Source organism: Rubneribacter sp. (genome assembly GCF_965361815.1).
Genome location: NZ_CBDTNW010000069.1, coordinates 16,769 through 38,883, shown reverse-complemented (window position 1 = coordinate 38,883; position 22,115 = coordinate 16,769). Strand labels below are relative to the sequence as shown.

General features: G+C 64.0%; 24 protein-coding genes. 2 read left to right on the top strand and 22 right to left on the bottom strand.

The annotated features are described in order from the left end of the window. Positions 1–50: 50 nt before the first annotated feature. From ACWKY3_RS05400 to ACWKY3_RS05310, 19 genes are all read right to left on the bottom strand, one after another. Complete coding sequence (locus ACWKY3_RS05400) at positions 51–944, bottom strand: glycosyltransferase (RefSeq protein WP_449315402.1); 894 nt, start codon at positions 942–944, stop codon at positions 51–53. After that, positions 937–2,082, bottom strand: coding sequence for a glycosyltransferase family 1 protein (locus ACWKY3_RS05395; protein ID WP_449315401.1), 1,146 nt, complete (start codon positions 2,080–2,082; stop codon positions 937–939). The genes ACWKY3_RS05400 and ACWKY3_RS05395 overlap by 8 nt, the downstream gene beginning before the upstream one ends. Continuing rightward, the gene (locus ACWKY3_RS05390; protein ID WP_449315400.1) at positions 2,082–2,939 is read right to left on the bottom strand and encodes an SDR family NAD(P)-dependent oxidoreductase; all 858 of its coding nucleotides are present in this window, start codon (positions 2,937–2,939) and stop codon (positions 2,082–2,084) included. Before ACWKY3_RS05390 ends, ACWKY3_RS05395 begins: the two co-directional genes overlap by 1 nt. Next, on the bottom strand, positions 2,939–4,705 hold the full coding sequence (menD, locus tag ACWKY3_RS05385; protein ID WP_449315399.1) for a 2-succinyl-5-enolpyruvyl-6-hydroxy-3-cyclohexene-1-carboxylic-acid synthase: 1,767 nt from the start codon (positions 4,703–4,705) through the stop codon (positions 2,939–2,941). Before menD ends, ACWKY3_RS05390 begins: the two co-directional genes overlap by 1 nt. Next, a complete protein-coding gene (locus tag ACWKY3_RS05380) occupies positions 4,690–5,811 on the bottom strand; it encodes a polysaccharide pyruvyl transferase family protein (RefSeq protein WP_449315398.1) in 1,122 nt (373 codons plus the stop codon). Before ACWKY3_RS05380 ends, menD begins: the two co-directional genes overlap by 16 nt. Beyond that, complete coding sequence (locus tag ACWKY3_RS05375; RefSeq protein WP_449315397.1) at positions 5,804–6,301, bottom strand: glycosyltransferase; 498 nt, start codon at positions 6,299–6,301, stop codon at positions 5,804–5,806. The genes ACWKY3_RS05380 and ACWKY3_RS05375 overlap by 8 nt, the downstream gene beginning before the upstream one ends. Next, positions 6,302–6,751: a PssD/Cps14F family polysaccharide biosynthesis glycosyltransferase gene (gene pssD, locus ACWKY3_RS05370; RefSeq protein WP_449315396.1), complete on the bottom strand. Its 450-nt coding sequence runs from the start codon at positions 6,749–6,751 to the stop codon at positions 6,302–6,304. It lies immediately after the preceding gene. Then, positions 6,752–7,513, bottom strand: coding sequence for a sugar transferase (locus tag ACWKY3_RS05365; protein WP_449315395.1), 762 nt, complete (start codon positions 7,511–7,513; stop codon positions 6,752–6,754). It lies immediately after the preceding gene. 148 nt (positions 7,514–7,661) lie between these two features. After that, positions 7,662–8,183 carry a transcription termination/antitermination NusG family protein gene (locus ACWKY3_RS05360; protein ID WP_449315394.1) on the bottom strand — a complete coding sequence of 174 codons (522 nt, stop codon included), beginning with the start codon at positions 8,181–8,183 and terminating at the stop codon, positions 7,662–7,664. Between the two features lie 250 nt (positions 8,184–8,433). Continuing rightward, entirely contained in the window at positions 8,434–9,021 is a 588-nt protein-coding gene (locus ACWKY3_RS05355) for a transcription termination/antitermination NusG family protein (RefSeq protein ID WP_449315393.1), read from the bottom strand. Between the two features lie 331 nt (positions 9,022–9,352). After that, positions 9,353–10,057: a recombinase family protein gene (locus ACWKY3_RS05350; RefSeq protein ID WP_449315392.1), complete on the bottom strand. Its 705-nt coding sequence runs from the start codon at positions 10,055–10,057 to the stop codon at positions 9,353–9,355. 167 nt (positions 10,058–10,224) lie between these two features. Continuing rightward, positions 10,225–10,509 (bottom strand): 50S ribosomal protein L23, encoded by a 285-nt coding sequence (gene rplW / locus ACWKY3_RS05345; RefSeq protein WP_449315391.1) that lies wholly within the window; start codon positions 10,507–10,509, stop codon positions 10,225–10,227. Then, positions 10,509–11,132, bottom strand: a complete 624-nt coding sequence (gene rplD, locus ACWKY3_RS05340) for a 50S ribosomal protein L4 (protein WP_449315390.1) — start codon at positions 11,130–11,132, stop codon at positions 10,509–10,511. Before rplD ends, rplW begins: the two co-directional genes overlap by 1 nt. A gap of 31 nt (positions 11,133–11,163) precedes the next feature. Then, the gene (gene rplC, locus ACWKY3_RS05335) at positions 11,164–11,802 is read right to left on the bottom strand and encodes a 50S ribosomal protein L3 (RefSeq protein WP_449315389.1); all 639 of its coding nucleotides are present in this window, start codon (positions 11,800–11,802) and stop codon (positions 11,164–11,166) included. 15 nt (positions 11,803–11,817) lie between these two features. Next, the gene (gene rpsJ / locus ACWKY3_RS05330; RefSeq protein WP_080142318.1) at positions 11,818–12,126 is read right to left on the bottom strand and encodes a 30S ribosomal protein S10; all 309 of its coding nucleotides are present in this window, start codon (positions 12,124–12,126) and stop codon (positions 11,818–11,820) included. 34 nt (positions 12,127–12,160) lie between these two features. Next, positions 12,161–14,263 (bottom strand): elongation factor G, encoded by a 2,103-nt coding sequence (gene fusA, locus ACWKY3_RS05325; protein WP_449315388.1) that lies wholly within the window; start codon positions 14,261–14,263, stop codon positions 12,161–12,163. Positions 14,264–14,277: 14 nt separating this feature from the next. Next, entirely contained in the window at positions 14,278–14,748 is a 471-nt protein-coding gene (gene rpsG, locus ACWKY3_RS05320) for a 30S ribosomal protein S7 (protein ID WP_449315387.1), read from the bottom strand. Positions 14,749–14,865: 117 nt separating this feature from the next. Next, positions 14,866–15,237, bottom strand: a complete 372-nt coding sequence (rpsL, locus tag ACWKY3_RS05315; protein WP_449315386.1) for a 30S ribosomal protein S12 — start codon at positions 15,235–15,237, stop codon at positions 14,866–14,868. Between the two features lie 302 nt (positions 15,238–15,539). After that, the gene (locus tag ACWKY3_RS05310; protein WP_449315385.1) at positions 15,540–16,655 is read right to left on the bottom strand and encodes a M20/M25/M40 family metallo-hydrolase; all 1,116 of its coding nucleotides are present in this window, start codon (positions 16,653–16,655) and stop codon (positions 15,540–15,542) included. A gap of 219 nt (positions 16,656–16,874) precedes the next feature. Here ACWKY3_RS05310 and ACWKY3_RS05305 point away from each other — a divergent pair, with 219 nt between their 5' ends. Further along, positions 16,875–17,453 carry a nitroreductase family protein gene (locus ACWKY3_RS05305; protein ID WP_449315384.1) on the top strand — a complete coding sequence of 193 codons (579 nt, stop codon included), beginning with the start codon at positions 16,875–16,877 and terminating at the stop codon, positions 17,451–17,453. A 21-nt stretch (positions 17,454–17,474) separates the two neighbouring features. Here ACWKY3_RS05305 and ACWKY3_RS05300 read toward each other — a convergent pair whose 3' ends face one another. Continuing rightward, complete coding sequence (locus ACWKY3_RS05300; RefSeq protein WP_449315383.1) at positions 17,475–17,765, bottom strand: hypothetical protein; 291 nt, start codon at positions 17,763–17,765, stop codon at positions 17,475–17,477. Positions 17,766–17,993: 228 nt separating this feature from the next. Between ACWKY3_RS05300 and ACWKY3_RS05295 the strand changes: the two genes are divergently transcribed. Beyond that, positions 17,994–18,878, top strand: a complete 885-nt coding sequence (locus ACWKY3_RS05295) for a LysR family transcriptional regulator (protein ID WP_449315382.1) — start codon at positions 17,994–17,996, stop codon at positions 18,876–18,878. Positions 18,879–18,895: 17 nt separating this feature from the next. On the opposite strand, the gene ACWKY3_RS05290 is transcribed toward ACWKY3_RS05295, so the two are convergent. Both ACWKY3_RS05290 and ACWKY3_RS05285 read right to left on the bottom strand, forming a co-directional pair. Beyond that, positions 18,896–20,269 (bottom strand): putative manganese-dependent inorganic diphosphatase, encoded by a 1,374-nt coding sequence (locus ACWKY3_RS05290; RefSeq protein WP_449315381.1) that lies wholly within the window; start codon positions 20,267–20,269, stop codon positions 18,896–18,898. Between the two features lie 257 nt (positions 20,270–20,526). Continuing rightward, positions 20,527–22,062 (bottom strand): FAD-dependent oxidoreductase, encoded by a 1,536-nt coding sequence (locus ACWKY3_RS05285; RefSeq protein WP_449315380.1) that lies wholly within the window; start codon positions 22,060–22,062, stop codon positions 20,527–20,529. Positions 22,063–22,115: the final 53 nt, after the last annotated feature.

Below are 22,115 nucleotides of genomic sequence, written 5' to 3'. Positions count from 1 at the left end.
TGCAGCTGAAGACATTTTGACGACATACTCGACTTGGAAGGAGCATCATTCTAGTACCTTATATTCCTCAGGCGGACGGCGAAAAGCAGAATTGGGATACGCAATGGTGTTGCAGGAACTCCCTCGAACAGCCTTCTTTTGAGCGCCATATTCAGCGACTCAATGCCCGCTATCGCAGCAATCTTCTCCTTTAGAGCCAGCGCCCCCGAATACCGCTTTGCTGCCTCGTAGCGTTTGACAAGAGCCATGCGCGTACCAACGGGATTGTTCAGCCAGTTTTGCCAGATGTTCATGGTGAGACCCTCATCGAGATACTCGCACCGGTAGAAAGTAGCATTTCTCACCAAGAAAAGTTCAGGACTGTGAAAATCGTAGTATACGGAACCTTCGGGTATGAAGCGCTCGCCCTCTATCACCGGGAAGGGGTGCCGGCATAATACCTCCGTTTTGAACACAATGGCCGTTTCGACGACAAGACGGTATCTCATACGCATGTCTGAAAGCTCAATTCTTTTTGTACCTTCAGGAAACCATTTATCCAAAGTGCCTTGAGAAGTAAACAGCTTTGGATAAAGAAGAGATTCTTCCGCAGCCAAAGCCGACGCATCGGCGAGAATAGTTGCCACCGCATTAGCCTCTAGCCAATCGTCTGAATCGACACACATAAACAACCCACCCCTTGCCTCCTGCGCCCCACGGTTATGAGCAACGTGTTTTCCGGAGTTTTCCTGGTAAATATACCGAATCGGAAATGGGGAACTCCCCCCTAGCCACCTGGCAATGAGGCTGCGCGTGTCATCAGTTGACCCATCATCGACAATTACCCATTCAAAACGCATATCATTTTGCACAAGCAAAGATCCATACAGACGGATAAGTTCTCTCGATCTGTTATATGACGGTGTAAAGATGGTGAGCAAAGGGAAACCAATTGCTTCACTCATGTTCCTTGCTCTCCTTTAAATACCATTCCTCCAGCATCATGACATTATGCTTAATATCAAAACCATGGGCTCTCACATCATTTAAGCGACTAGCGCGGAATGCAAGTGGCTTCGAAAGCACCATTTGCGCCCAAGTTGTCGATCCATCTCCAAGATCAAGCCGATGAAAAAGCGGAGAAACTTCTGCCTCGGCCGCAACGCCTTTAGATACAAACGTGGGAAGCCCTGCTGTCTGGGCCTCAATTGTCACAATACCCAAACCCTCATAAAGAGACGGGAGAACAAATACGTCCATAGCCTGATAGAGTCTGGGCATATCGCTCCTGTTGCTCAGAAGCACGAACTCTCGCTCGATTCCAAGCGAGCGTGCCCTGCCGAGCAGAACCTCCCGATCAGGACCATCGCCAACAAGCAGCAATTTCGCTTCAGGGCGCTTCTTTTTGACCTCGGAGAACACTTCGAGCAAGAAGCCTTGGTTCTTTTGGCGGTGCAATCTGCCGACACTGCCCACAACGAGATCCCCGTCGCCAAACCCCAGCTCGGCACGCATCGCCGCACGTGCTTCGGGATCGTAAGCAAACGCCTCCACGTCAATGGCGTTGCGCACCACCTCGAACTCGCGATCCCCGAACAAAAACTCACCAGCCTCTCGAGAGCAGGCCATGAATTTATTAGCATGGATCGGATAAAGTGCCTTCATTGCCTTTTTCACGGCAACCGCTCGTCCCGACATGCGGTTGCTGTGAGAGTGCGCCACTCGCACAGCAACTCCCGCACGTCGCGCAGCGCGCAAAACAAAATAGCCGATTGAGTAGGTATGGACGTGAACTATCCTGTACTCGGGATGCGCGTCGAAAAAGTTCTTCAAATATCGTACGAACTTGAATATGTTCTTATCTTCGCGAATGCTTGACCGAAATATTCTGCCGCCAAGACTCTCGATTTCCGCATCGTAAAACTGCTCCGCCTCGTATTCCACAAGGAAGTCGAACTGAAGCCTGTTACGATCCATATTGCGATACAGATTCATCAACAACGCCTGCGTCCCGCCAGCCTCCATGCGTTGAAGAACATGCAGAACCCTGACAGGAGCAGCTGATGACACAGCTGATGACGCTTCTATCTCATTTTCACGCATTAATCCTCCCACCATATCGGCAGGTGGTTGCCTGCGTTTGTGTGGATGACCTCGCCCGATACGCACATGGACGCATCGGACACTAAAAACAGCGCCACCTCGGCAACCTCCTCAGGAAGAAACACGCGCCCCGAGGCGCAGTCGCGATAGAGGTTGCCGTCGGAAGACTCCGCGTAGTCGCGCGTCATGTCGGTAAGCGTCACCCCTGGCGCTATGGCGTTCACGCGGATGCCCTCGCAATAGACGCGCCTCGACGCCGCGCGCACAAACGAGTCCATGGCCGCCTTGGTCATGCCGTAGGGGATGTCGTAGGCCTGCCGGCCCGTCTCGGAGGTGACGACGAGCAGCTGGGCAGGCGCGTGGCCCTTCTCGACCTCCTTTCGGCGCAGCCACTCCTGAGCAAGAAAGTAAGCACCACGCATGTTAGTATTGAATGCTTTGTCAAACCCTTCGGGTGTTACTTTGTCGTAGCGCCCCTCGTGCAAAGACACCCCTGCGTTACTTACAAGGCAGTCCACCGTCCCGCCGAGCGCCGCTTCGCAAGCATCAAGAAAAGCGGGCGCGCTCGAAACGTCGGACACATCATAGACGACGGCATGGGCGGCGGAACCAATCTCAGCCACGGCAGCGTCAAGCGTCTCGCGGTTGCGCCCGGAAACAACCACCTTCGCGCCTTCGGACGCAAAGCGCCGCGCCATGGCAAGCCCCAGCCCCCTTCCGCCACCTGTGATGGCAATCTTTTTGCCCGCAAGCACACCACCTGGTGCAATGGTGGCAACATTCACCGTCACGTGCTGCTCGGGAGATGAGGCGAGTACAAGACGGGCCGCTTTACGGATGGCTGCCTTCAGGCCCATCACTTTCCACCCTTCAGCAAGTTCGCAAACTTCTGGGCTTTCTCTTGACCGATAGTCGCCTTGATAAAATCCTTGCCTTGGCGGATGGCCTCGCTTTTCGCATCGCGCGGACGCGTCGCATCGTATATGTCATAGAGCGCTTGCGCATCAGTGCTCATTTCCGTGAACACCTCGAACAGCACAGGACCCGGTTTGAAGAATGCAGGAAGCGCCTCCGCAAAAGACGCTTCATCGTCCGCGCTCAGATAGCGGAAACCGACCTCTCGCACCCACCCTTCGGCCTTTGTGGAGTGGCGTGCCGTTGTGTGCAGGTCGCTCGCCTCGTTGCGGTACATTTTGTTGTAGTAGAACTCCTCGCCTCCGTGGTTATTAATCAGCAAGATATGCGCGTTTTCTCCTATGTGGCGCAAGCGCATGGCGTTCATGTCGTAGAAAAAGGCGAGATCGCCGACAATAAGAAACGCTTGGCGGGAGGGACTTGCAATCGCCTGCCCGAAAAACGACGAGAGTGGTCCGTCAATGCCGTGGGTGCCCACGTTGGCGTAGACCGTCGCGTCCTCGGGTAGGTTGAAGAAGTTCGTGATGCGAATGGCGTCGTTAATGGCAAGGTGCACAAGAGAGTTCGCAGGAATCTGCTCCACAACCTTCTGGATGGCAAGTACGTTATTGTAGGGCTGCGGCGGGACCACGGCAGAGCGTTCGTAGTCGGAAAGCGCCTGGGCGTACTCGTGATCCCTCGCATCGGCCGACGGTCCGGATTGCGCAAGCGCCGCAAGCGCAGCGGCGGGCGAGCCCTCGATGACAGTCGTAAGGCTCTTGTACGCGTCGCAAACGCGCCCATCTTCCTCGATCGACCAATGCTCGTACTCCCCCGCGCAACGCCTGAGCATCTCTTTTAGCCCTGCGGTCATATTCCCCCCGAACGACACGACGACATCCGGGAGGAACTCGCGGAACTTCTTTTCGGTTATGTAGCGATACTCCATGCACAGCGTTGGGTTAAAAGCATGCCCACGCGGCACGTTTGCCATATATTCAGCAGCAATCGCCACATTGCGCGATTCCCACAGGGCATCGAGCGCCTGAGCAAGGACGGTATCGCATTTTGCTTGCTGGCCACAGACAACAAGAATACGTCGCGCTCCGTCAAGCCGTGCAGCGAGCTCGGCCATGCCGTTTCGATCAGAAACCATAACCCGATTGATAAGTCGAGCTTTGGGAAGCTCGCGTACGTTAAAGGAGTTGTTGTACGACTTCATAGGCACGTTGATGTGCACAGGACCCGTTCCGCGGTGGTCAAGCTCTAAGAGCGCCTCGTTGACAAGCCGCTCGCAGTGCCACCTATCGTCTGCGTCCTGGACAATCGGCAGATTCACGCTCTTTCTCACATGGCGGTCAAACATGCCCGCCTGGTCGATGCACTGGTCCTCAAGCTGCCCCACAAGCGAGGGCGCGCGATCGCTCGTAAGCACCACAAGCGGAACGCCCTGGTAGAACGCCTCGGCAACAGGTGGCCAATAGTTGCAGGTTGCCGTGGAGGACGTGCACGAGACAACGACGGGTTCTCCCGATTCTTGCGCCAATCCCAGCGCGAAGTAGCCCGCGCTGCGCTCATCCACAACCGAGTAGCATTCGAAAAACGGATCCTCTTCGACCGAGTGGACGAAGGGCACGTTGCGCGAGCCCGCCGAAAGTACGCATTTCTTTATGCCGCGCTGCTTGAGCAGCGAAATGATAATCTGATATGACTTTAGCTCGGTATACATGCAAGCTGCCTCCTCAAATAGCCGTAGGCAGCCTCGCAGCCCCGAGCGATGGCTTCGCGCACAGGCGCCCAGTTGGGCGCCTTGGCAAGCAAGGGCGCAAAACCTTCGGGACGGGCGGCAGCCCTGTCCTCCAACCCCAGTCGCGCAAGGAGATCGGTGAGTTTTTCGGCATTGCCGTAGCCTTCGGTTCGCACGATGCTCGCAAAAGGACGTTCGGCTATAGCCGAAAGGATGGTGCCGTGGAACGTGTCGGTGAGCACGCACTCCGCGCCCCGGAACGCCGCAAGCACTTCGAAGGGGCCTAGGTCCAGGAATGTATCGCAGCAACCCTGCACCCCGCCGACGTTTACGATTTCGAAACCACGCTCATCTGCATAGGCGCGTACGGCGGCGCACTCCTCAGCCGAAAGCCTGCCCGAGTAGGCGTACACGATCAGGTAGCGACCTTCCACCGGACAAGGAGGAAGTTTCTCCCGTCCAAAGAAATCCCAAGCAAGCACTGGGTCAAGGTTGCGCACCGGCTCCACACCCGCCAGAGCCTCAACCACTGTCGCCGTGTTCTCGTCACGCACCGAAAGCGCGTCGAAACGCGCAAGCCAATCGGCCACCGTGTTGGAAACCTCATAGCGATCAAGCTTGGCAAGGGTCGTGTTCCCGCACGACGCCGCGTATGAGATAAGCCTACCTGCCTGACATGATGCGCCGAACAGATCGGCGCTGAAGCCCACATTGGGATTGGCCTGCACGCAGTTGAACACCTCGTCGGAGCCGATAGCAAGCATGTCAAGGTTGTCGGTACGATAGTCGGGCTCGGCCGGAAGCCCGAGCAGCGGCCAAGCGCGCCCGTCATAACGACGCTTATAATTTGCGTAGGATAGTTTGGCGGAAAGCGGCCCGGGACCTCCGAGCACCTCAACAAGCTTTGCCGCAGGCCGCGGCAGACGGGAGGCCTTTTGCTCCACCAAACACGGGCCTGGCTTGTAGTCCACGAAGCGAACTTCGCAGCCAAGCTCTTCCAGCAAAGATCTGAGACCGTGCGCCTGCAGAAACGACCCGTAGTTTCTTATCCTCTGCATCGACATAATGCCGACTTTTGGCTTACTCATTCTCAAGAAGCCCTTCCACCCGCACGCCCAATTCCTCGCAGAAGCGGGCGGTGTTGCTCTGGACCTGTGCGGAATCAACCGCCGCCTCGCGCGCACGGCCAATCGCTGCTGCAAGCTCCGCAACATCCTCCACAACCTCAATGCCGCCAACGCGTTCAGCGAATTGCCGGCAGAAAGAGAGTTGGTGGTCGTTTACGTGCTCGCCGTAGCGCGCGAGGCGCGGCACCACCACAGGGGCCTTGCCGCAGCTCATCGCTTCCAGAAATGTGCTTGGCCCGCCATGGCAAACCACCACGTCAGCCTCAGCATAAAGGCGACACATCTCGGCGTAGGGCAAGAATCGCTCGCAACGACAGCCCTGAGGCCGCAGCGTGGAGTAGCCATACTGTACCGTCACATCCGAAAGTTCTTCTGCAAGAGCAAGGCGCTCGACCTCCCGCATGAGCCTGTCGAAGGGCTGTTCATGGGTGCCTACCGTTACGAACACCACTTAAAACACGCTCCCAAGGCAAATCGACCCTTTGTAGACGCCTTCCATCTCCGGCCACTGCACAACAAACAGATCGGTAAGGGGACGGCACACTTTCCCCGAAAGCGTGGGCGCGTCAATGCGGTCGATGACCTCGATGTAGACGGTCTTGACGCCCAACAGCCTGCCTATGAAAAAGAACGGGATGGCCACGGCAGCGCCGGTGGTTACGATGACATCAGGACGCTCTTTGCGCAGCACCCTCCACGCAAGGGCGGTGTTGCGCAAGAGATTCGGGATGTTGCGATTCGTTGGATAGTGGCAGTGATACACCCGCTCGCAGGCAAGTTTCGATTCGGCATCCTCCTTGTCAAAGGTCACCCAAAAGCGCTCTTGCCCACCCCAGAAAGGCTGCAACCGCATAAGCTGCGTCAAGTGTCCGCCGGATGAGGTTGGGAGGCATACTTTCATCTACGACGCCCCCTTGCCAGAAACCATCTCGCGGATGGTGCCGACCACGAGGGCGAGGTCCTGGCGGATGCCGCGGTTGCCTATGTAGTCGAGGTCGAGCTCCACCATGCGGTCGAAGCCCACATCCGAGCGCCCCCTGACCTGCCACGCCCCGCCGCAGCCGGGCTTGACGGCGAGGCGGCGCTTGGCGCGCTCGTCGTATTGGGCGACCTCTCTCGGGAGGCCGGGCCTGGGGCCTATGAGGGACATCTGGCCGGCAAGCACGTTCAAAAGTTGGGGAAGCTCGTCTATGGAGTGCTTCCTGATGAAAGCTCCAACGCCTGGGACCACCCTTGGATCTTCTTTGATCTTGAACAACGGGCCGTCGGCCTCGTTCGAGCCTTGCAGGTCGGCCAGCATCTCGTCGGCGTTGGGCACCATGCTCCTGAACTTCCACATGCGGAAGGGCCGATAGGCGCCATCGGCGCGCACGCGGCCGATTCTCCACTGGGAGTACAGCGGCCCTGCTCCCGGGGACTTCGCGCAGATGACGGCGCAGAGGATGGCTCCGGGGATGAGGAGGAGCGCCACGGCCGCCCCGCTCGCCACCAGGTCGAAGGCGCGCTTCACGAAGCGGTAGCCGCGCCGCGAAAGCTCGGGGCGCACGCCGGAGTCGCGGCCCGCCAGCAGACGCAGGGCCTCGTCATCGGTGAGATAGCTTTCGGTGATCCATGGTTTGGCGCCTGCGGAAACAGGAATCTCCTGTGCGTTTGGATGAAGCACCTCGGTCATCCTTTAGCCCTCGCAGCATTTACCACATGCCTGCGGCACGTGCCGCCCAAACGGTGCGCACAGGTGCCCCCCCCCGGCGACAATGGCACGCACGCCTAGATGCATCTGATGCATGCGTTCGCCGCAATGTGCGTTTCTGTCAAAGATCCTGCCTGGCAACTACCATCAGCCCTACGGGCACTTCCTTCTTCCTGCCCAGAAAGTCAATCTCCACGTACGCCGTCGAGCGACGGCGATCGATGCGCTTGACCTGGAACCAGCGGTCCTTGAGGGGTCCTTCCACAACCACCACCTCATCGCCTTCCTTGACCGCCCTCGACAGGGGGATCACGCGATCAGGGCCCAGCGCATGCCGCCCGATCCACCCCACCTCGTCCCTGTCCAAGGGGATGAAACCCGTCTCGTTTTGCAGGATCCTCGTGAACTCGGAGACCCGACGCAGCACCGCGTCCAGCTCCAGAGGAAAATCAGTGGCCGCTATCACGTACCCCGGCAGCAGCAACCGCTCCACGTCCTCCCACGCACCGCGAACCTTCCGCTGCGTGCGCCATTTAGGAGAGAAACACTCCTCTATCGTGCCGGCGCGCCCAAGCTGCCTGACGGCGGCCGCCACAATGTCTTCGCGTCCTCCTCTGACCTGGATCACGTACCATTCGGCCACGAAAAGCCCTCCCGCTTCGCATCAGGGGACGCACAGGGCACGGCTTCGCCGCGCAAAGGCGCCCTCGCAAGACAAGGTATTCATCCTCCTGAGCCGGACAAGGCACGCCACAGGCGCTGTCTTTCCAGGTCAAGATATGTTTATCGCGGTTTCCCGCAGGCGAGCCTCCCCTTTTGCGGCGCACAGCCGCCCGGGAGGATCGCCTGCGAAAAGCCCCGACACGCCGCCAAGCGCAGACGGCGGGCAGCGCTTAGCTCTTCGAGGGCACGCTCAGCCCCGCACGCAGCAGAAACTCGCTGTCGCCGTCGCCAAGCCCCACGTAGGCCATCCGTTTGTGCCGGTCCACCTTGCGGACGATCCGCTCGCTTCCGCGCAGCGGACCGCGCTCCACCGTGAGAACGCCCCCTTCGATGCGTCCCTCGCTCGCCCGCAGAATGCGCGAGGAATCAAGCGCCGCCTCCAGCCACGCCTGCACGTCCTGGGAAAGCGGCGCGTAGGACGAACCCTGCCTGCCCACGGGCTGCTCGGCGAACGAGAGCCGCCCGAGCGCTCTGGCAAGCGCCCGCACATCGCACGTGGCCGCGAAGGCGTACCCTGAGAACATGGGGACCGTTTCCACACGCCAGATTCCCTGGCGTTTCGTGTAGCGTTCGTAGCGGGGAACGAAGCAGTCCTCCAGCAGGTCGGGCCCGATGGCCCTGCGGCAGTCCTCGGCGAATGAGGACTCGCGCCCCGCCGGCACGCGAACGGCATACCAGCGAACCCTCCCGTCGCGGGGAGCGCGCACGGACAGGAAGCCCGACGGCAGGGCATCCCCCTTCGTCGCTTTCTGCTCCATCGCCCACCTCTCCGCCCCGAAGACCCAAGCGCACCAAAAGGTAGACTTTTTGTCCGTGCAATGCGAGAATGTTCGACACTGGAGAAACCGCAGATCACGAATGGCTGACCACGAAGATGAGCCGCCTTGGTGGGTGAGACAAAAAGTCTACCTTTTGTCGGAATTCGGGATGTTCGCGCATGGTTTCATCACACCCCAGCGCCGGAGGCCGTCGCGCATTCCCCCATCGCGCCCTCCGCCCCGGCTGATCGCCGGCGCCCCCTCCTCGGCCAACCGGCGACGCGCCACGGCTCGCCCCGGCGACGCGCCACGGCTCCCTCCCAACCCCGCGCTACGGCTCGCCCCCGACGCCAAGCTCCTCCCCAACCCCGTCCGCCTCCCCAATCTCACTCCCCTCCCCAACCTCGTCTGCTTCCGCGTCCTGCTTCATCCACCGTTCGAGCGTCTTCGTGCTAACGCCAAGGCGTCGCGCCGCCTCCTTACATGTGAGCGTCCCTGCAAGGCGCTTTCCCCTGACGGCTTGGTACGCCTGCGGACGCGGAATGGCCGGCCGCCCGAACCTCACGCCGCGCGCCTTTGCGGCGGCTATCCCCTCGGCCTGGCGCTGCCGGGTGTTCTCGCGCTCCACCTGGGCGACGTAGCTCAATATCTGCAGCACGACGTCGGCCAGAAACGCCCCGGTCACATCGTCGCGTCGCTCCCGCGTGTTGAGCAGCGGCATGTCCAGCACCACAATGGCCGCCCCCTTCTCCTTGGTGATGCGCCGCCATTCCTCCAACGTCTCGTCGTAGTCGCGCCCCAGACGGTCGATGCTCTTCACCACCAGCACGTCTCCCGCCCGCAGTTTGCGAAGGAGCGCCCGGTATCCCGGCCGGGCAAAGTCCCTCCCGCTGGCCTTGTCGGCGTAGATGTTCGCGCTGACCACCGGAAACGCCCTCAGCGCGTCAAGCTGCCGGGCAAGGTTCTGATCGCGCGCCGAAACGCGCGCGTAGCCGTACACCTTGCCGGACGCCTTCTCTTCTTCCCGTTCTGCCACAGCTGTCCCTCTTGCGTTCTTTCTGCCGCCTCGTGCGCGGCGGCCGCGCCGTCAACGCGAAGCGCGCCACGCCCTCGCACGCCCGCCCTCATAGCGTAGCCAAAACGAAAAAGGCTCCCGGACGCATTCGTCCGGGAGCCTTTCGCTCGGTGCGAAGAGCGGCGCGTCTACGACGCGAACAGCTCGATCGTGTCGCCTTCCTTGAGTGTGACCATGGCCTTCTTCCAGGAGCGGGTCTTGCCTTCCTTGTAGCGAACGCGCTTGGTCTTGGGCTTCACGTTCAGGGTGTTCACCTTGACCACCGTCACGTCGAAGATGGCCTCGATGGCCTGGCGGACCTCAATCTTGTTGGCGTCCTTGGCAACCTCGAACGTGTAGGTGTTCTTCTCCATCATGTCGTAGCTGTGCTCCGTGATGATGGGGCGGATGATGATCTCGCGAGGATCCTTCATTATGCGAGCACCTCCTCGATGCGGCTCAGCGTGCCCGCCGTCAGGACGAGCGCCTTGTTGTCGATCAGGTCATAGGTGTTGATCGCGGTCACCGGAAGAACGTTCACCGTGGGGATGTTGCGGAACGACAGGTAGGTGTTCACCGCGTCGTCGGCCACCACGATGGTCGTGCGTCCCTCGATGCCCAGCGCTTTGAGCGCAGCCACCGCGTCTTTGGTGCGCGGCTTCTCGAAAGAGAAGTCCTCCACCACGTACAGCTGCCCGTCGGCCAGCTTGGCGGACAGCGCCGAACGCATAGCCAGCTTGACCTCCTTCTTGTTCACGCGGAACGCGTACGAACGAGGATGCGGGCCGAACACCACGCCGCCGCCGGTCCACTGGGGCGAGCGGATGGAGCCCTGGCGGGCGCGACCCGTGCCCTTCTGGCGCCACGGCTTCTTGCCGCCGCCGCGCACCTGGCCGCGGGTCTTGGTGTCGTGCGTGCCGCGGCGCCAGGACGCGCGCTGCGCGCGAACCACCTGGTGCATGACGGGCACGTTCGGCTCGATGCCGAACACGGAGGGAGCCAGCTCGGCCGATCCGGCCTTCTGTCCCTTCGCGTCTTTGATGTCGATAGTCGTCATGTTGTTCAAGCTCCTTATTTCGATTCGCGCTCTACGCCATGCGGACGCGAACGATGCCGTTCTTGCCACCGGGGATGGCACCCTTCACCAAGATGAGGTTCTGCTCCTCGTCGATGCGCACCACCTCGAGGTTGCGCACGGTCACGGTGTCGCAGCCCATGCGTCCCGGAAGCTTGACGCCCTTGAACACGCGCGAAGGCGTGGCGCACTGGCCGATGGAGCCCGGAGCGCGATGGAAGTGCGCGCCGTGGCCGCCCGGGCCGCCGCGGAAGCCCCAGCGCTTCATGACGCCGGCGAAGCCCTTGCCCTTGGACTTGCCCTGGACGTCCACCTTCTTCACGTCGGCGAACGCGGCCACCGTCTGCAGGTCGCCCACCTTGTACTCGGAGGCGTCCTCCACGCGAACCTCGCGCAGGTAGCGCGTGGGCGCGGTGCCCTGCTTGGCGAAATGGCCGCCCATGGGCTTGTTCACGCGGTACTCGCCGCTTTTCTTGTACGTGCGCACCGTGCCGAAGCCCAGCTGCACGGCCTCGTAGCCGTCCGTGGCCTTCGTCTTGACCTGGCACACCTTGTTCGGCTCGGCCTGGATCACCGTCACGGGGATGACGCGGTCGTCCTCGCCGAAGATCTGGGTCATGCCAATTTTCTTACCGTAGATGGCGTTGATCATGTCGCACATCCCCCTTTACAGCTTGATCTCGATGTCGACGCCGGCGGGGAGATCGAGGCGCATCAGGGAGTCAACCGTGTTCGGGGTGGGCTCCAGGATGTCGATGAGGCGCTTGTGCGTGCGCATCTCGAACTGCTCGCGCGAGTCTTTGTCAACGTGCGGCCCGCGCACGACGCAGTACAGGTTGCGCTCCGTCGGCAGCGGAATGGGGCCGGACACCTTGGCACCCGTCTTCTGGGCGGTGTCGACGATGAGCTTCGTGGACTGGTCCACAATCTCATGGTCGTAGCCCTTCAGGCGAATGCGAATCTTCTGATTAGCCACTTGCTTTACCTCCAACTATGCTTGCGAGCACGCCCTAGGCGTTGCCGCCGGCCTTGCTGACAATCTCCTCCGCCACGCTCTTGGGAACCGGCTGGTAGGAGTCGAACTGCATCGTGTACACGGCGCGACCCTGCGTGCCGGAGCGAAGGTCGGTGGCGTAGCCGAACATCTGGCCCAGGGGAACCTTGGCCTCGATGACCACGGCGTTGCCGCGACGCTCCTGACCCTGGATCATGCCGCGACGGCTGGGGATGTCGCCCATGACGAAACCGGTGTACTCCTCGGGCGTCTCCACCTCGACGGCCATGACAGGCTCGAGGATGACCGGGTTCGACTTGCGCAGCGCGTCCTTGATGGCCATGGAGCCCGCCACCTTGAAGGCGGCCTCGGAGGAGTCCACCTCGTGGTAGGAGCCGTCCACCAGCTCAACGCGCACGTCCTCCACAGGGTAGCCCGCCAGCACGCCGGAGTTCAGAGCCTCCTGGATGCCCTTGTCCACAGACGGGATGTACTCCTTGGGCACCACGCCGCCCACGATCTTGTTCTCGAAGGCGTAGCCCTCGCCCGGCTCCTGCGGGTACATGTTGATGACGGCATGGCCGTACTGGCCGCGACCGCCGGACTGGCGCACGAACTTGCCCTCGGCGCCCATGACCTCGTGGCCCGGACGCTCGCGGTAGGCCACCTGCGGCTTGCCCACGTTGGCCTCAACCTTGAACTCGCGCAGCAGGCGGTCGACGATGATCTCCAGGTGCAGCTCGCCCATGCCGGCGATGATGGTCTGGCCGGTCTCGTGGTTGGTGGACACGCGGAAGGTGGGGTCCTCCTCGGCGAGCTTGGCCAGGGCCACGCCCATCTTGTCCTGCTCGGCCTTCGTCTTGGGCTCGATGGCGATGTCGATGACCGGCTCGGCGAACTCCATGGACTCCAGCACGATGGGGGCGCTCTCGTCGCAGAGCGTGTCGCCGGTGGACGTGGCCTTCAGGCCCACCACCGCCACGATGTCGCCGGCGGAGCAGGAGTCGATGTCCACGCGCTGGTTGGAGTGCATCTGCAGAAGGCGCCCGATGCGCTCCTTCTTGTCCTTCACCGCGTTGATCACGTAGCTGCCCGAGTCGAGCGAGCCCGAGTACACGCGCAGGTAGGTGAGCTTGCCCACGAACGGGTCCGTCATGATCTTGAAGGCCAGGGCCGCAAACGGCGCCTTCGGATCGGCCGGACGCTCGCCCTCCTCGCCGGTGGCGGGGTCGATGCCCTTGATGGCGGGGATGTCCACCGGGCTGGGCAGGTAGTCCACCACGGCGTCCAGCAGCTCCTGCACGCCTTTGTTCTTGTAGGCCGAACCCACGAACACCGGGTTGATCTGGCAAGCGATGACGCCCTTGCGCAGGGCGGCCTTCAGCTCCTCGACCGTGACGTCCTCCTCCATGAGAACCTTCTCCATAAGCTCGTCGTCGCAGTCGGCGGCGGCCTCAAGCAGCTCCTGATGGCGCAGCTCGGCCTCCTCGGCGAACTCGGCCGGGATGGCGTCCATGGACTCGGGGTAGGTCATGCCCTTCTCGTCGGCCTTGAAGTCCCAAGCCGTCATGGTCACCAGGTCGATGACGCCCCAGAAGCCGTCCTCGGCGCCCATGGGGATCTGCGCGGCCACGGCGTTGGCGCCCAGGCGGTCGCGCATGGTCTCGATGGCGTGCGCGAAGTCGGCGCCCACGCGGTCATACTTGTTGATGAAGGCGATGCGGGGCACGCCGTAGCGCTCGGCCTGGCGCCACACCGTCTCGGACTGCGGCTGCACGCCGGCCACGGCGTCGAACACCGCCACGGTGCCGTCGAGCACGCGCAGGGAACGCTCCACCTCGGAGGTGAAGTCCACGTGGCCGGGCGTGTCGATGATCTGGAAGCGGTACTCCACGTCGTCCTTCGTCCAGAAGCACGTGGTGGCGGCGGCGGTGATGGTCACGCCGCGCTCCTGCTCCTGCACCATCCAGTCCATCGTCGCGGCGCCGTCGTGCACCTCGCCGATCTTGTGGGTCTTGCCCGTGTAGTAGAGGATGCGCTCGGTCGTGGTGGTCTTGCCCGCATCGATGTGGGCCATGATGCCGAAGTTGCGCGTCTGCTTCAGAGAGGTTTTAGCCATGATGCGCGGCCCCCTTAGAAGCGATAGTGCGAGAACGCACGGTTCGACTCGGCCATCTTGTACAGGTCCTCGCGCTTCTTCACCGACGCGCCCGTGTTCTCGGCGGCGTCCATGATCTCGGCGGCCAGGCGCTGCATCATGGTGTGCTCCTTGCGCTTGCGCGAGAAGTCCACGATCCAGCGGATGGCCAGCGTGGTGGCGCGACGGGAGTTGACCTCCATCGGCACCTGGTAGGTGGCGCCGCCCACGCGCTTGGGCTTGACCTCCAGCGTGGGGCGCACGTTGTCCATGGCCTTCTTGAACACGGCCAGCGGGTCCCCGCCGGTCTTCTCCTCGATGATGTCGAAGGCACCGTAGACGATGCGCTCGGCCAGGGACTTCTTGCCGTCAAGCAGGATCTTGTTGATCAGCTGCGTGACCAGGCGGTTGTTGTACTTGGCGTCCGGCTGCACTTCGCGGCGGACGGCTGCTGCACGACGCGGCATGTGTTACTCCTTCTTGTTCCTGCGCGCTTCGGGGCGGCTTCCCCGCCGCTCATTAGGCCCCGCCTGCGCCCCCTTCGGGCGTCGGCGGCTGTGCGGCCCGCGCGTCTTAACGGGTTGTTACTTCGGGCGCTTGGCGCCGTAGCGGCTGCGGGCCTGACGGCGGCTGTCCACCGCAGCGCAGTCGAGCGCCGCGCGGATGACCTTGTAGCGCACGCCGGGCAGGTCCTTCACGCGGCCGCCGCGGATGAGCACCATGGAGTGCTCCTGCAGGTTGTGGCCGATGCCCGGGATGTAGGCGGTCACCTCCATGCCGTTGACCAGGCGCACGCGGCAGACCTTGCGCAGAGCCGAGTTCGGCTTCTTCGGCGTGGTCGTGTACACGCGGGTGCACACGCCGCGCTTCTGCGGGTTGCCCTTCAGAGCCGGCGTCTTCTTCTTGTCGACCGACTTCTTGCGGCCCTTGCGGACCAGCTGGTTGATGGTAGGCAAAGCTTCTCTCCTTCTACCTCTTGCTTGCTTGTCGTTTCCGTGTGCGTTCAGCTGATGCGCACACGGAAACAAGCATCCCCTGAGGGACGCGGACGAGAACTCTACCATCCGCATACGAGGTTGTCAAACGCCACGCATCCGGGTGTATCTATTCCTCTTGACAAACGTTTACGCAGGTGAATCGCCCGTAGCCCGGGAAACGAGGGATTCTTTGCCTTATGTTCCGGAAGTTTTTCACGTTTCGGAGCGCGCCAGCACGGGCTTTCGGGGCAAAGCGCGCGTTTTTCTCCTCATCGGCTTTCCTATCCTTTGGCGCTCTGGGCGATGAGGGCCTCCACGAGGCGGGCGGTGCCCTCGAGGTCGGACACGGCTATGCGCTCGTCTGTGGAGTGGTAGGCCTCCATCCCGATGCCCAAGGTGAGGGCGGGCACGCCGCGGGCGCACAGCACGTTCGCGTCGGCCCCGCCGCCGGAACGGCGCAGGCGCGGCTCGAGGCCGGCCGCGCGGGCCGCGGCGACCGCGCGGCGCACGGGCTCGTCGTCCTCGGCGTAGCGCACGGCATCGTAGCTTTTCGTCCATTCGACCTCCACCGAGCCGCCGAAACGCGCGGCGGCGTCCCGGAGGGCGGCGGTCATGGCGGCCTTCTGGCCCTCGGCGCGCTCGGGCGCAAGCGAGCGGCACTCGCCCGTGATCTCGCAGGCGTCCGGCACCACGTTCGTCTCGCGTCCGCCGCAAATGGTGCCGACGTTTGCCGTGGTGGCCTCGTCGATGCGGCCAAGGGGCATGGCGCCCACAGCCGCAGCCGCCATGGCGATGGCCGAAACGCCCTCCTCCGGCGCCACGCCCGCATGCGCTGCGCGGCCCGCGAAGCGCGCGGAGAACGCCCAGTGGCACGGAGCGCCGACGATGACGGTGCCGGGCGCGCCGTCGGCGTCCAGCACGTAGCACGGAGCGCCGGCGGGCAGCTCGGAGGCATTAAGCGCGCTCGAGCCCAGAAGATGCAGCTCCTCGCAGGTGGTGAGCAGCACGGTGATGTCGGGCCGGGGCGCGTCCGCCTCCACCGCGCAGCGCACGCCCTCGAGGATGGCCGCCACGCCGGCCTTGTCGTCGGCGGACAGGATGGTGTCGCCGGCCGAGCGAACCGCGCCGCCTTCCACGACAGGTTCTATGCCCGCGCACGGCCGCACGGTGTCAAGATGCGCCGAGAGCACAAGCGCGCCGGCAACGGTGCCGGGCAGATGCGCGATAAGGTTGCCCGTGTCCGACCCCGTCCGCGCGGCCGAGTCGTCGAAGCGCACCGAAAAGCCCAGATCACGCAGCTCCTCGGCGCAGCGGGCGGCCATCGCTGCCTCGTGGCGCGAGGGGCTTTCGATGCGGACGAACTCAAAAAAGAGGCTCATCAGGCGGTTCGGGTTCATGGCTCTCCTTCCGACAGGGCGCGCTGCGGCGGGCGAGAGAGGCCGCGTCGGGACGGCAAGCCGCCGCCCGACCCCGCAAGTCGCCCGCCCGGCGAAATTGATACCGAAGCGGTTCGCTCCATTATAATGCGAAGCGGGCCGGCGCGCGACGCAATCCCGGAAACGGAACCGAAGACGCGTCCCGCGCGCCGACTGCGGATCTTGAGGAAGGAGAGTCCCATGCTGCGCGACACCATAGCCGCCTGCCGAAGCTACCGCCGATTCGACGAGTCCGCGCGCATCGGGCGCGAGCTGCTGGAATCGTGGGTGGACGGCGCCCGCCTTGCGGCCTCGAGCGGCAACGCCCAGCCGCTGCGCTTCCGCATAGTGTCCGACGAGCGGGAATGCGCGGAGGTGTTCGCCTGCTGCGCCTGGGCGCGCGCACTGCCCGACTGGGACGGGCCAAAGCCCGGCGAGCGCCCGAGCGGCTACATCGTCGTCTGCTGCGACCGGGATCGCTCGCTCGCCGACGCGTTCACCTTCTGGGACGAGGGCATAACCGCCCAAACCATCATGCTGCAAGCCGCGGAGGCCGGGTTCGGCGGCTGCATCGTGGGATCGTTCAAGAAGCGCGGCGTGGCGGAGGCGCTCGGCATCGACGCGGAGCGGTTCAGGCCCGACCTCGTGCTCGCGCTCGGCCGACCCGTCGAAAAGGTGCGCTTGGAGGCTGCGGCCCCAGACGACCCCACCGCCTACTGGCGCGACGACGAGGGCGTTCACCACGTGCCGAAGCGCCCGCTCGCAGACGTGGTGCTGTGACGCGGCCGGGGCGCCTGCGCGCTAAGCCGCCGCGTCCTGCGCCTCGCGCCGGGCGTCCAGGCGGCGGTTGCGGAAGTACACGGCCCAGTTGAACCCCACGCACGCGAGGTTGATCACGTAGACGGCCAGCACCCAGTTCAGCGTCCCCGACGCGAACTTCGCCGCGATACCGGCCGCGTACCCCGCCGTGATGAGCGCGATGAACTGCCAGCTTGTTCCGACAGCCGTGCCCGCCTTGTAGTTTTTGTACCCGTTGATCGGCCACGACAGGCCGAAGCAGACGAGCATCGCCGCCTCCAGAACCTCCGCCATGCGCTCCTCGTCCCTCGCTTTCCGCATCCCGCGCGCCCTGCGCGCGCTTTCCGTCGCCTGTGTCCCGCGCGCCTTGCGCGCTTCCTGCGCGTCCCGCGCCTAAACGACGGCCGTCCGCCCTTCGCGCCCCAGCGTACGCTTCGGCCCCCCTTATCGTCTAATATATCTTTCAGATTTAAATGATATGATGAACGTTATTGGTTTTGAGAGCATGCGAGGAGGCGGACGGTGGAGCTTCAGCAGCTTCGGTACTTCGAGGAGGTGGCGCGCACGCAGCACGTCACGAACAGCGCGCGGAGGCTCAACGTGGCCCAGCCCGCGCTCACGCAGTCCATCAAGCGGCTTGAGCGCGAGCTGGGAGTGAGGCTGCTCGAGCGCGTCGGGCGCAACGTGCGCCTCACGCCCTGCGGCGAGGCGCTGCGCGACCGCGTGGGACCTGTGCTGGCCGCGCTCGACGCGCTGCCCGATGAGCTGGCCGAGGTCGCCGGGCGCGAGCGGACCACCGTGCGCCTGGCGATAGAGTCGGCCTCGGGCATGGCCGTCGAGGCCATTGCGGATTGGCGCGCCGACCACGCGGACGCGCGTTTCGTCGTCATGCAGGACGCCGCCTCACAGCGCTGGGACGTGCGGCTTCGCACGGTGCACGGCGGCGCGGACCGCGCGGACCGGGGTTTCGAGGCCGCCCGCTTCGTCGAGCGCATCGGGGTGGCGGTGCCGGCCGACCGCAAGAGCGCCGGCCCCCTTGCCCTTGAGGAGCTTGCCGGCGAGCCGTTCATCTGCCTGGCCGGCAGCCGCGCGTTCCGCTCGCTGTGCGACGAGCTGTGCGCGCAAGCCGGCTTCGCGCCGCACGTGGCGTTCGAAAGCGACAGCCCCGCCGTGGTGAGGGGCATGATAGGGCTGGGGCTGGGCGTGGGGTTTTGGCCCGAGCGCAGCTGGGGCGCCCTGGGCGAGGGCAGCGCGCGGCTCGCTGCGCTGGCCGACGCGCGGTTCGTCCGCACGCTCGAGATCTCGCAGGCCGAGGCGGACGGGCGTGAGGAAGCCGCCGCATTCCGCAGCTTCCTCGTCTCGTTCTTCGAAAAGCGCTGGCGCGAGCCCTCTCAGCTGGGCGCGTAGGCTTGGCGAAGCGCGGGCTACGCGCCCAGTATCTTGGCGGCCACCTGCTTCTTGCGGCTCAGCACGCCGGGCATCCACGTGCCGCCCTCGCCCGTGCATTCGATGTCGAACACGCGGTTGACGATACGGCGGTTGCCCTCGCAGAGAAGCTGGCTGCCCTCGGCCACGATGTCGGTGACCATAAGCAGCACGAACTCGTAGCCGTGGATGTCCTTCAGGCGGCGCATCTCCTCGCGGATCTCCTGCTCGCGCTCCATGACGCCGGGCAAATCCACCGTTTCGCGCTGGGCGATGAGCACCGTGGCGTCGCCAAGCTGAAACTCCTTGGAGTCCGCTCCCACCAGCTTCTCCACGGGCATGTTCGCCTCTCCCCCGCGGCAGCGGAACACCGACAGCCCGAACTCCACGGGGTCGACCCCCAGGATACCGGCCAGATGATCCACCTGCTCGCGGTCCACGTAGGTGGCGGTGGGCGACTTGAGCACCACCGTGTCGGTCATGATGGCCGACAGCAGCACCGCGGCGATGGCGGGAGGTATCTCCACGTCGAAACGGCGGAACTCCATGGTGACGATGGTGGCGCTGGAGCCCACGGGCAGGTTCGTGAACTTGATGGGGGACGTGGTGGTGACGTCGCCGATGCGGTGGTGGTCGACGATCTCCACCACCTCGGCCTCCTCGATGCCGGGCACGGCCTGGCGCGTCTCGTTGTGATCCACCAAAATGACGCGGCGGCGCGGGCGCACGGCCACGTCCGAGCGCGTGACGATGCCGATGGCGAACCTGTTAGGGTCAAGCACCACGGCCTCGCGCAGCGCGCTGGCCATGAGGTCCTCGACGGCCTCCTTGAGCAGGCCGTCCTTGTCCAGCACAAGCACGTCCGTCTCGATGATGTCCTCCACCTTCTGGCCGAGCGAGGCGATGAGGTCGCCCGCCACCGCCATCTCGTTGGCGCCCCCCGCCTCCAGCACATCGGTGGCGGCGATGTAGCGCTCCGCGATCATGCGCGTGGTGACAAGGCCGCGGTAGGTGCCGTCGTCGTTGGTGACCACGAGCGCGCGAATGTTGTGCTGGCGCAGGAGCCGCCCCGCCTCCAAAAGCGTGGCGTTGTGGCTGATGGAAATAGGGTCGGGCGTCATCACGTCAAGCACGCGCGCGTGGATGTGCCCGATGACGTCGGGGGCGGGAAGCCCGTTGCTCTCCAGCACCCACGCCGTCTCCGGCGGAAGCGGCCCCAGGCGCGCGGGCTGATAGGAGTGCGCCGGGCGGCCGGAGGCCTCCTCGCGGCGCGCGAGCTCGTTTTTGAGGTAGGCGTAGCCCACGGCCGAGCAGATGGCGTCGTTGTCGGGGTTCCTGTGTCCCACCACGATGATCGGCGAGGATGCCGGCATAGTTGCGCTCCTTCGGGAGTCCGACCCGCCGCAGGCGGACCGGGATCGTTCGGTTTCACGGGGCGCGCGACGCGCAGCATGCGCAGACGCGACGGGGCCTAGTATAGCGCGCAAGCGCGCGGGGGCCGCGTTTCACCACCGAATCTCGCGAAAGTAGGCGGGGCCCGCGCCGATTCCGCGACGCGGGCCCCGCCCGATCCTGGCCGATCTTGCCTGAAGCCCACCCAAGGCGGCGCGGGCCCGGCGCCTTCGCCTCCCTACTCGCCCAGGTGCGCGGCCGCGCGGCCGGCCTGCAGGCCGAAGCAGGCCCCCGCGCCCGTCGCGGCGCCCTGGCAGTACACGTTCCCGAGCGCCGGGCGGAGGGCTATCTCGCCCACAGCGTACACGCCCTCTATGGGGTCGCCGTACTGGTCGAGCAGCTGGGAGTCGGCGTTGACGATGAACGTGGTCACCGGGTCGTACGCAAGCCACGGCACGTTGGCGAACGCGTAGAAGGGCGGCGTGTCGAGCGGGAACGGCTGCCCGGTGCCCTGGCCGTACAGCACGTCGCGCCCGAAGGCCGAATCGACGCCCGTCGCGCGCATGTCCTCGTTGTAGCGCGCCATGGCACCCGGCAGGTCGGGCGCGCCCAGCTTCTCGGCCAGCTCCTCGTACGTGTCGGCCTGGACGAACAGGTCCTTGTTCTCCTCGAACACCCCCAAAGGCTTGCCGGCCGCAGCGGCCAGGTCGTACGCCTTCTGATCCATGATCTGGTAGTTGAAGTACTCCCCGTCTTTCATGGGCTGGTCGAGCAGGGCGCGCGTCATGGCGTTGCCGATGAACATGCCCTCGTTCACGTAGCGCTTTCCGTCGGCGTTGACCTTCACGGCGCCGTAGACGAAAAGGTTCGCGTACCCGTTCATATCGCTGGCCGTCGGATGCATGCCCTCGTTCGCGTAGATCCAGGGGATGCCGTCGAACTGCGCGCCCAGGTTGAACGCGGCGTAGTGCATGAGGCCGGTGTGCGCGGGGCAGGCCATGCTCTTGATGGCCGACAGGCCCTTCATGCACTTTTCGAGCAGGTCGGGGCAGCTGGTGAAGCCTCCCGTGGCAATGATGACGGCCTTGCTCGCGCGGATCCTGGTTTCCGTGCCGCCCTTCTTCGCGATGACGCCCACCACCTTGCCGCCGTCCGTCACCAGCCGCTGCCCCTCGGTCTCGAAGCGGTAGTCCGCGCCGGCCGCCTGGGCGGCGTCCGTCAGTTTTTGCTGATGGTCCTTGGGGTCGAGCGTGAGCGTGCGCGGGATGCTGCTGCCGGGAGCCTTCGTGATGGCCTCGCTGAGCTTGGCAACCCCCAGTTCCTGGAGCACAAGGGAGTACTCGTGGCCAAGCTCCCCGTAGCGGCGCACCACGCCCTCGTCGATGTCCGCACCCCAAGCTTTGAGGTCAGAGACGAGCGTGTCGGGAGTGTCCTTCACGCCCTCGGCCCGCTGCTCCTCCGAATCGACGAGCGTCATGTAGCCGCCGCACAGCGACGTGGAGGAGAAGGCGGTGTTCGGCATGCTCTCCAGCACGATGACCTTGACGCCTTCCTTCGCCGCCGCGTACGCCGCCGCACCGCCCGCGCCGCCGGCGCCCACCACCACGACGTCGGCCTCCTCGTCCCATGCCAGGGCATCCCCGGTCGCACCGGCCTGCGCAGACCCCTGCCCGTCGGCAGCGGTCTGCGGCGCGCAGCCGAACAGCGCGGCCCCCACAGCCGCAGTCCCCACGGCCGCCGCCCCCAAAACGAAATCCCTTCGCGTCCTCTCCATCTTGTCCCTCCTTGCTCGAAGATGCCCTCTCCAAAGGCGGCTTCGGCGCCGCC

Coding starts and splice junctions, on each gene's coding strand:
- ACWKY3_RS05400 (WP_449315402.1), bottom strand. CDS start 944: ATGAGTGAAGCAATTGGTTTCCCTTTGCTCACCATCTTTACACCGTCA.
- ACWKY3_RS05395 (WP_449315401.1), bottom strand. CDS start 2,082: ATGCGTGAAAATGAGATAGAAGCGTCATCAGCTGTGTCATCAGCTGCT.
- ACWKY3_RS05390 (WP_449315400.1), bottom strand. CDS start 2,939: ATGGGCCTGAAGGCAGCCATCCGTAAAGCGGCCCGTCTTGTACTCGCC.
- menD (WP_449315399.1), bottom strand. CDS start 4,705: ATGTATACCGAGCTAAAGTCATATCAGATTATCATTTCGCTGCTCAAG.
- ACWKY3_RS05380 (WP_449315398.1), bottom strand. CDS start 5,811: ATGAGTAAGCCAAAAGTCGGCATTATGTCGATGCAGAGGATAAGAAAC.
- pssD (WP_449315396.1), bottom strand. CDS start 6,751: ATGAAAGTATGCCTCCCAACCTCATCCGGCGGACACTTGACGCAGCTT.
- ACWKY3_RS05355 (WP_449315393.1), bottom strand. CDS start 9,021: ATGGAGCAGAAAGCGACGAAGGGGGATGCCCTGCCGTCGGGCTTCCTG.
- rplW (WP_449315391.1), bottom strand. CDS start 10,509: ATGAAGGATCCTCGCGAGATCATCATCCGCCCCATCATCACGGAGCAC.
- rplD (WP_449315390.1), bottom strand. CDS start 11,132: ATGACGACTATCGACATCAAAGACGCGAAGGGACAGAAGGCCGGATCG.
- rplC (WP_449315389.1), bottom strand. CDS start 11,802: ATGATCAACGCCATCTACGGTAAGAAAATTGGCATGACCCAGATCTTC.
- fusA (WP_449315388.1), bottom strand. CDS start 14,263: ATGGCTAAAACCTCTCTGAAGCAGACGCGCAACTTCGGCATCATGGCC.
- rpsG (WP_449315387.1), bottom strand. CDS start 14,748: ATGCCGCGTCGTGCAGCAGCCGTCCGCCGCGAAGTGCAGCCGGACGCC.
- ACWKY3_RS05310 (WP_449315385.1), bottom strand. CDS start 16,655: ATGAACCCGAACCGCCTGATGAGCCTCTTTTTTGAGTTCGTCCGCATC.
- ACWKY3_RS05305 (WP_449315384.1), top strand. CDS start 16,875: ATGCTGCGCGACACCATAGCCGCCTGCCGAAGCTACCGCCGATTCGAC.
- ACWKY3_RS05300 (WP_449315383.1), bottom strand. CDS start 17,765: ATGGCGGAGGTTCTGGAGGCGGCGATGCTCGTCTGCTTCGGCCTGTCG.
- ACWKY3_RS05290 (WP_449315381.1), bottom strand. CDS start 20,269: ATGCCGGCATCCTCGCCGATCATCGTGGTGGGACACAGGAACCCCGAC.
- ACWKY3_RS05285 (WP_449315380.1), bottom strand. CDS start 22,062: ATGGAGAGGACGCGAAGGGATTTCGTTTTGGGGGCGGCGGCCGTGGGG.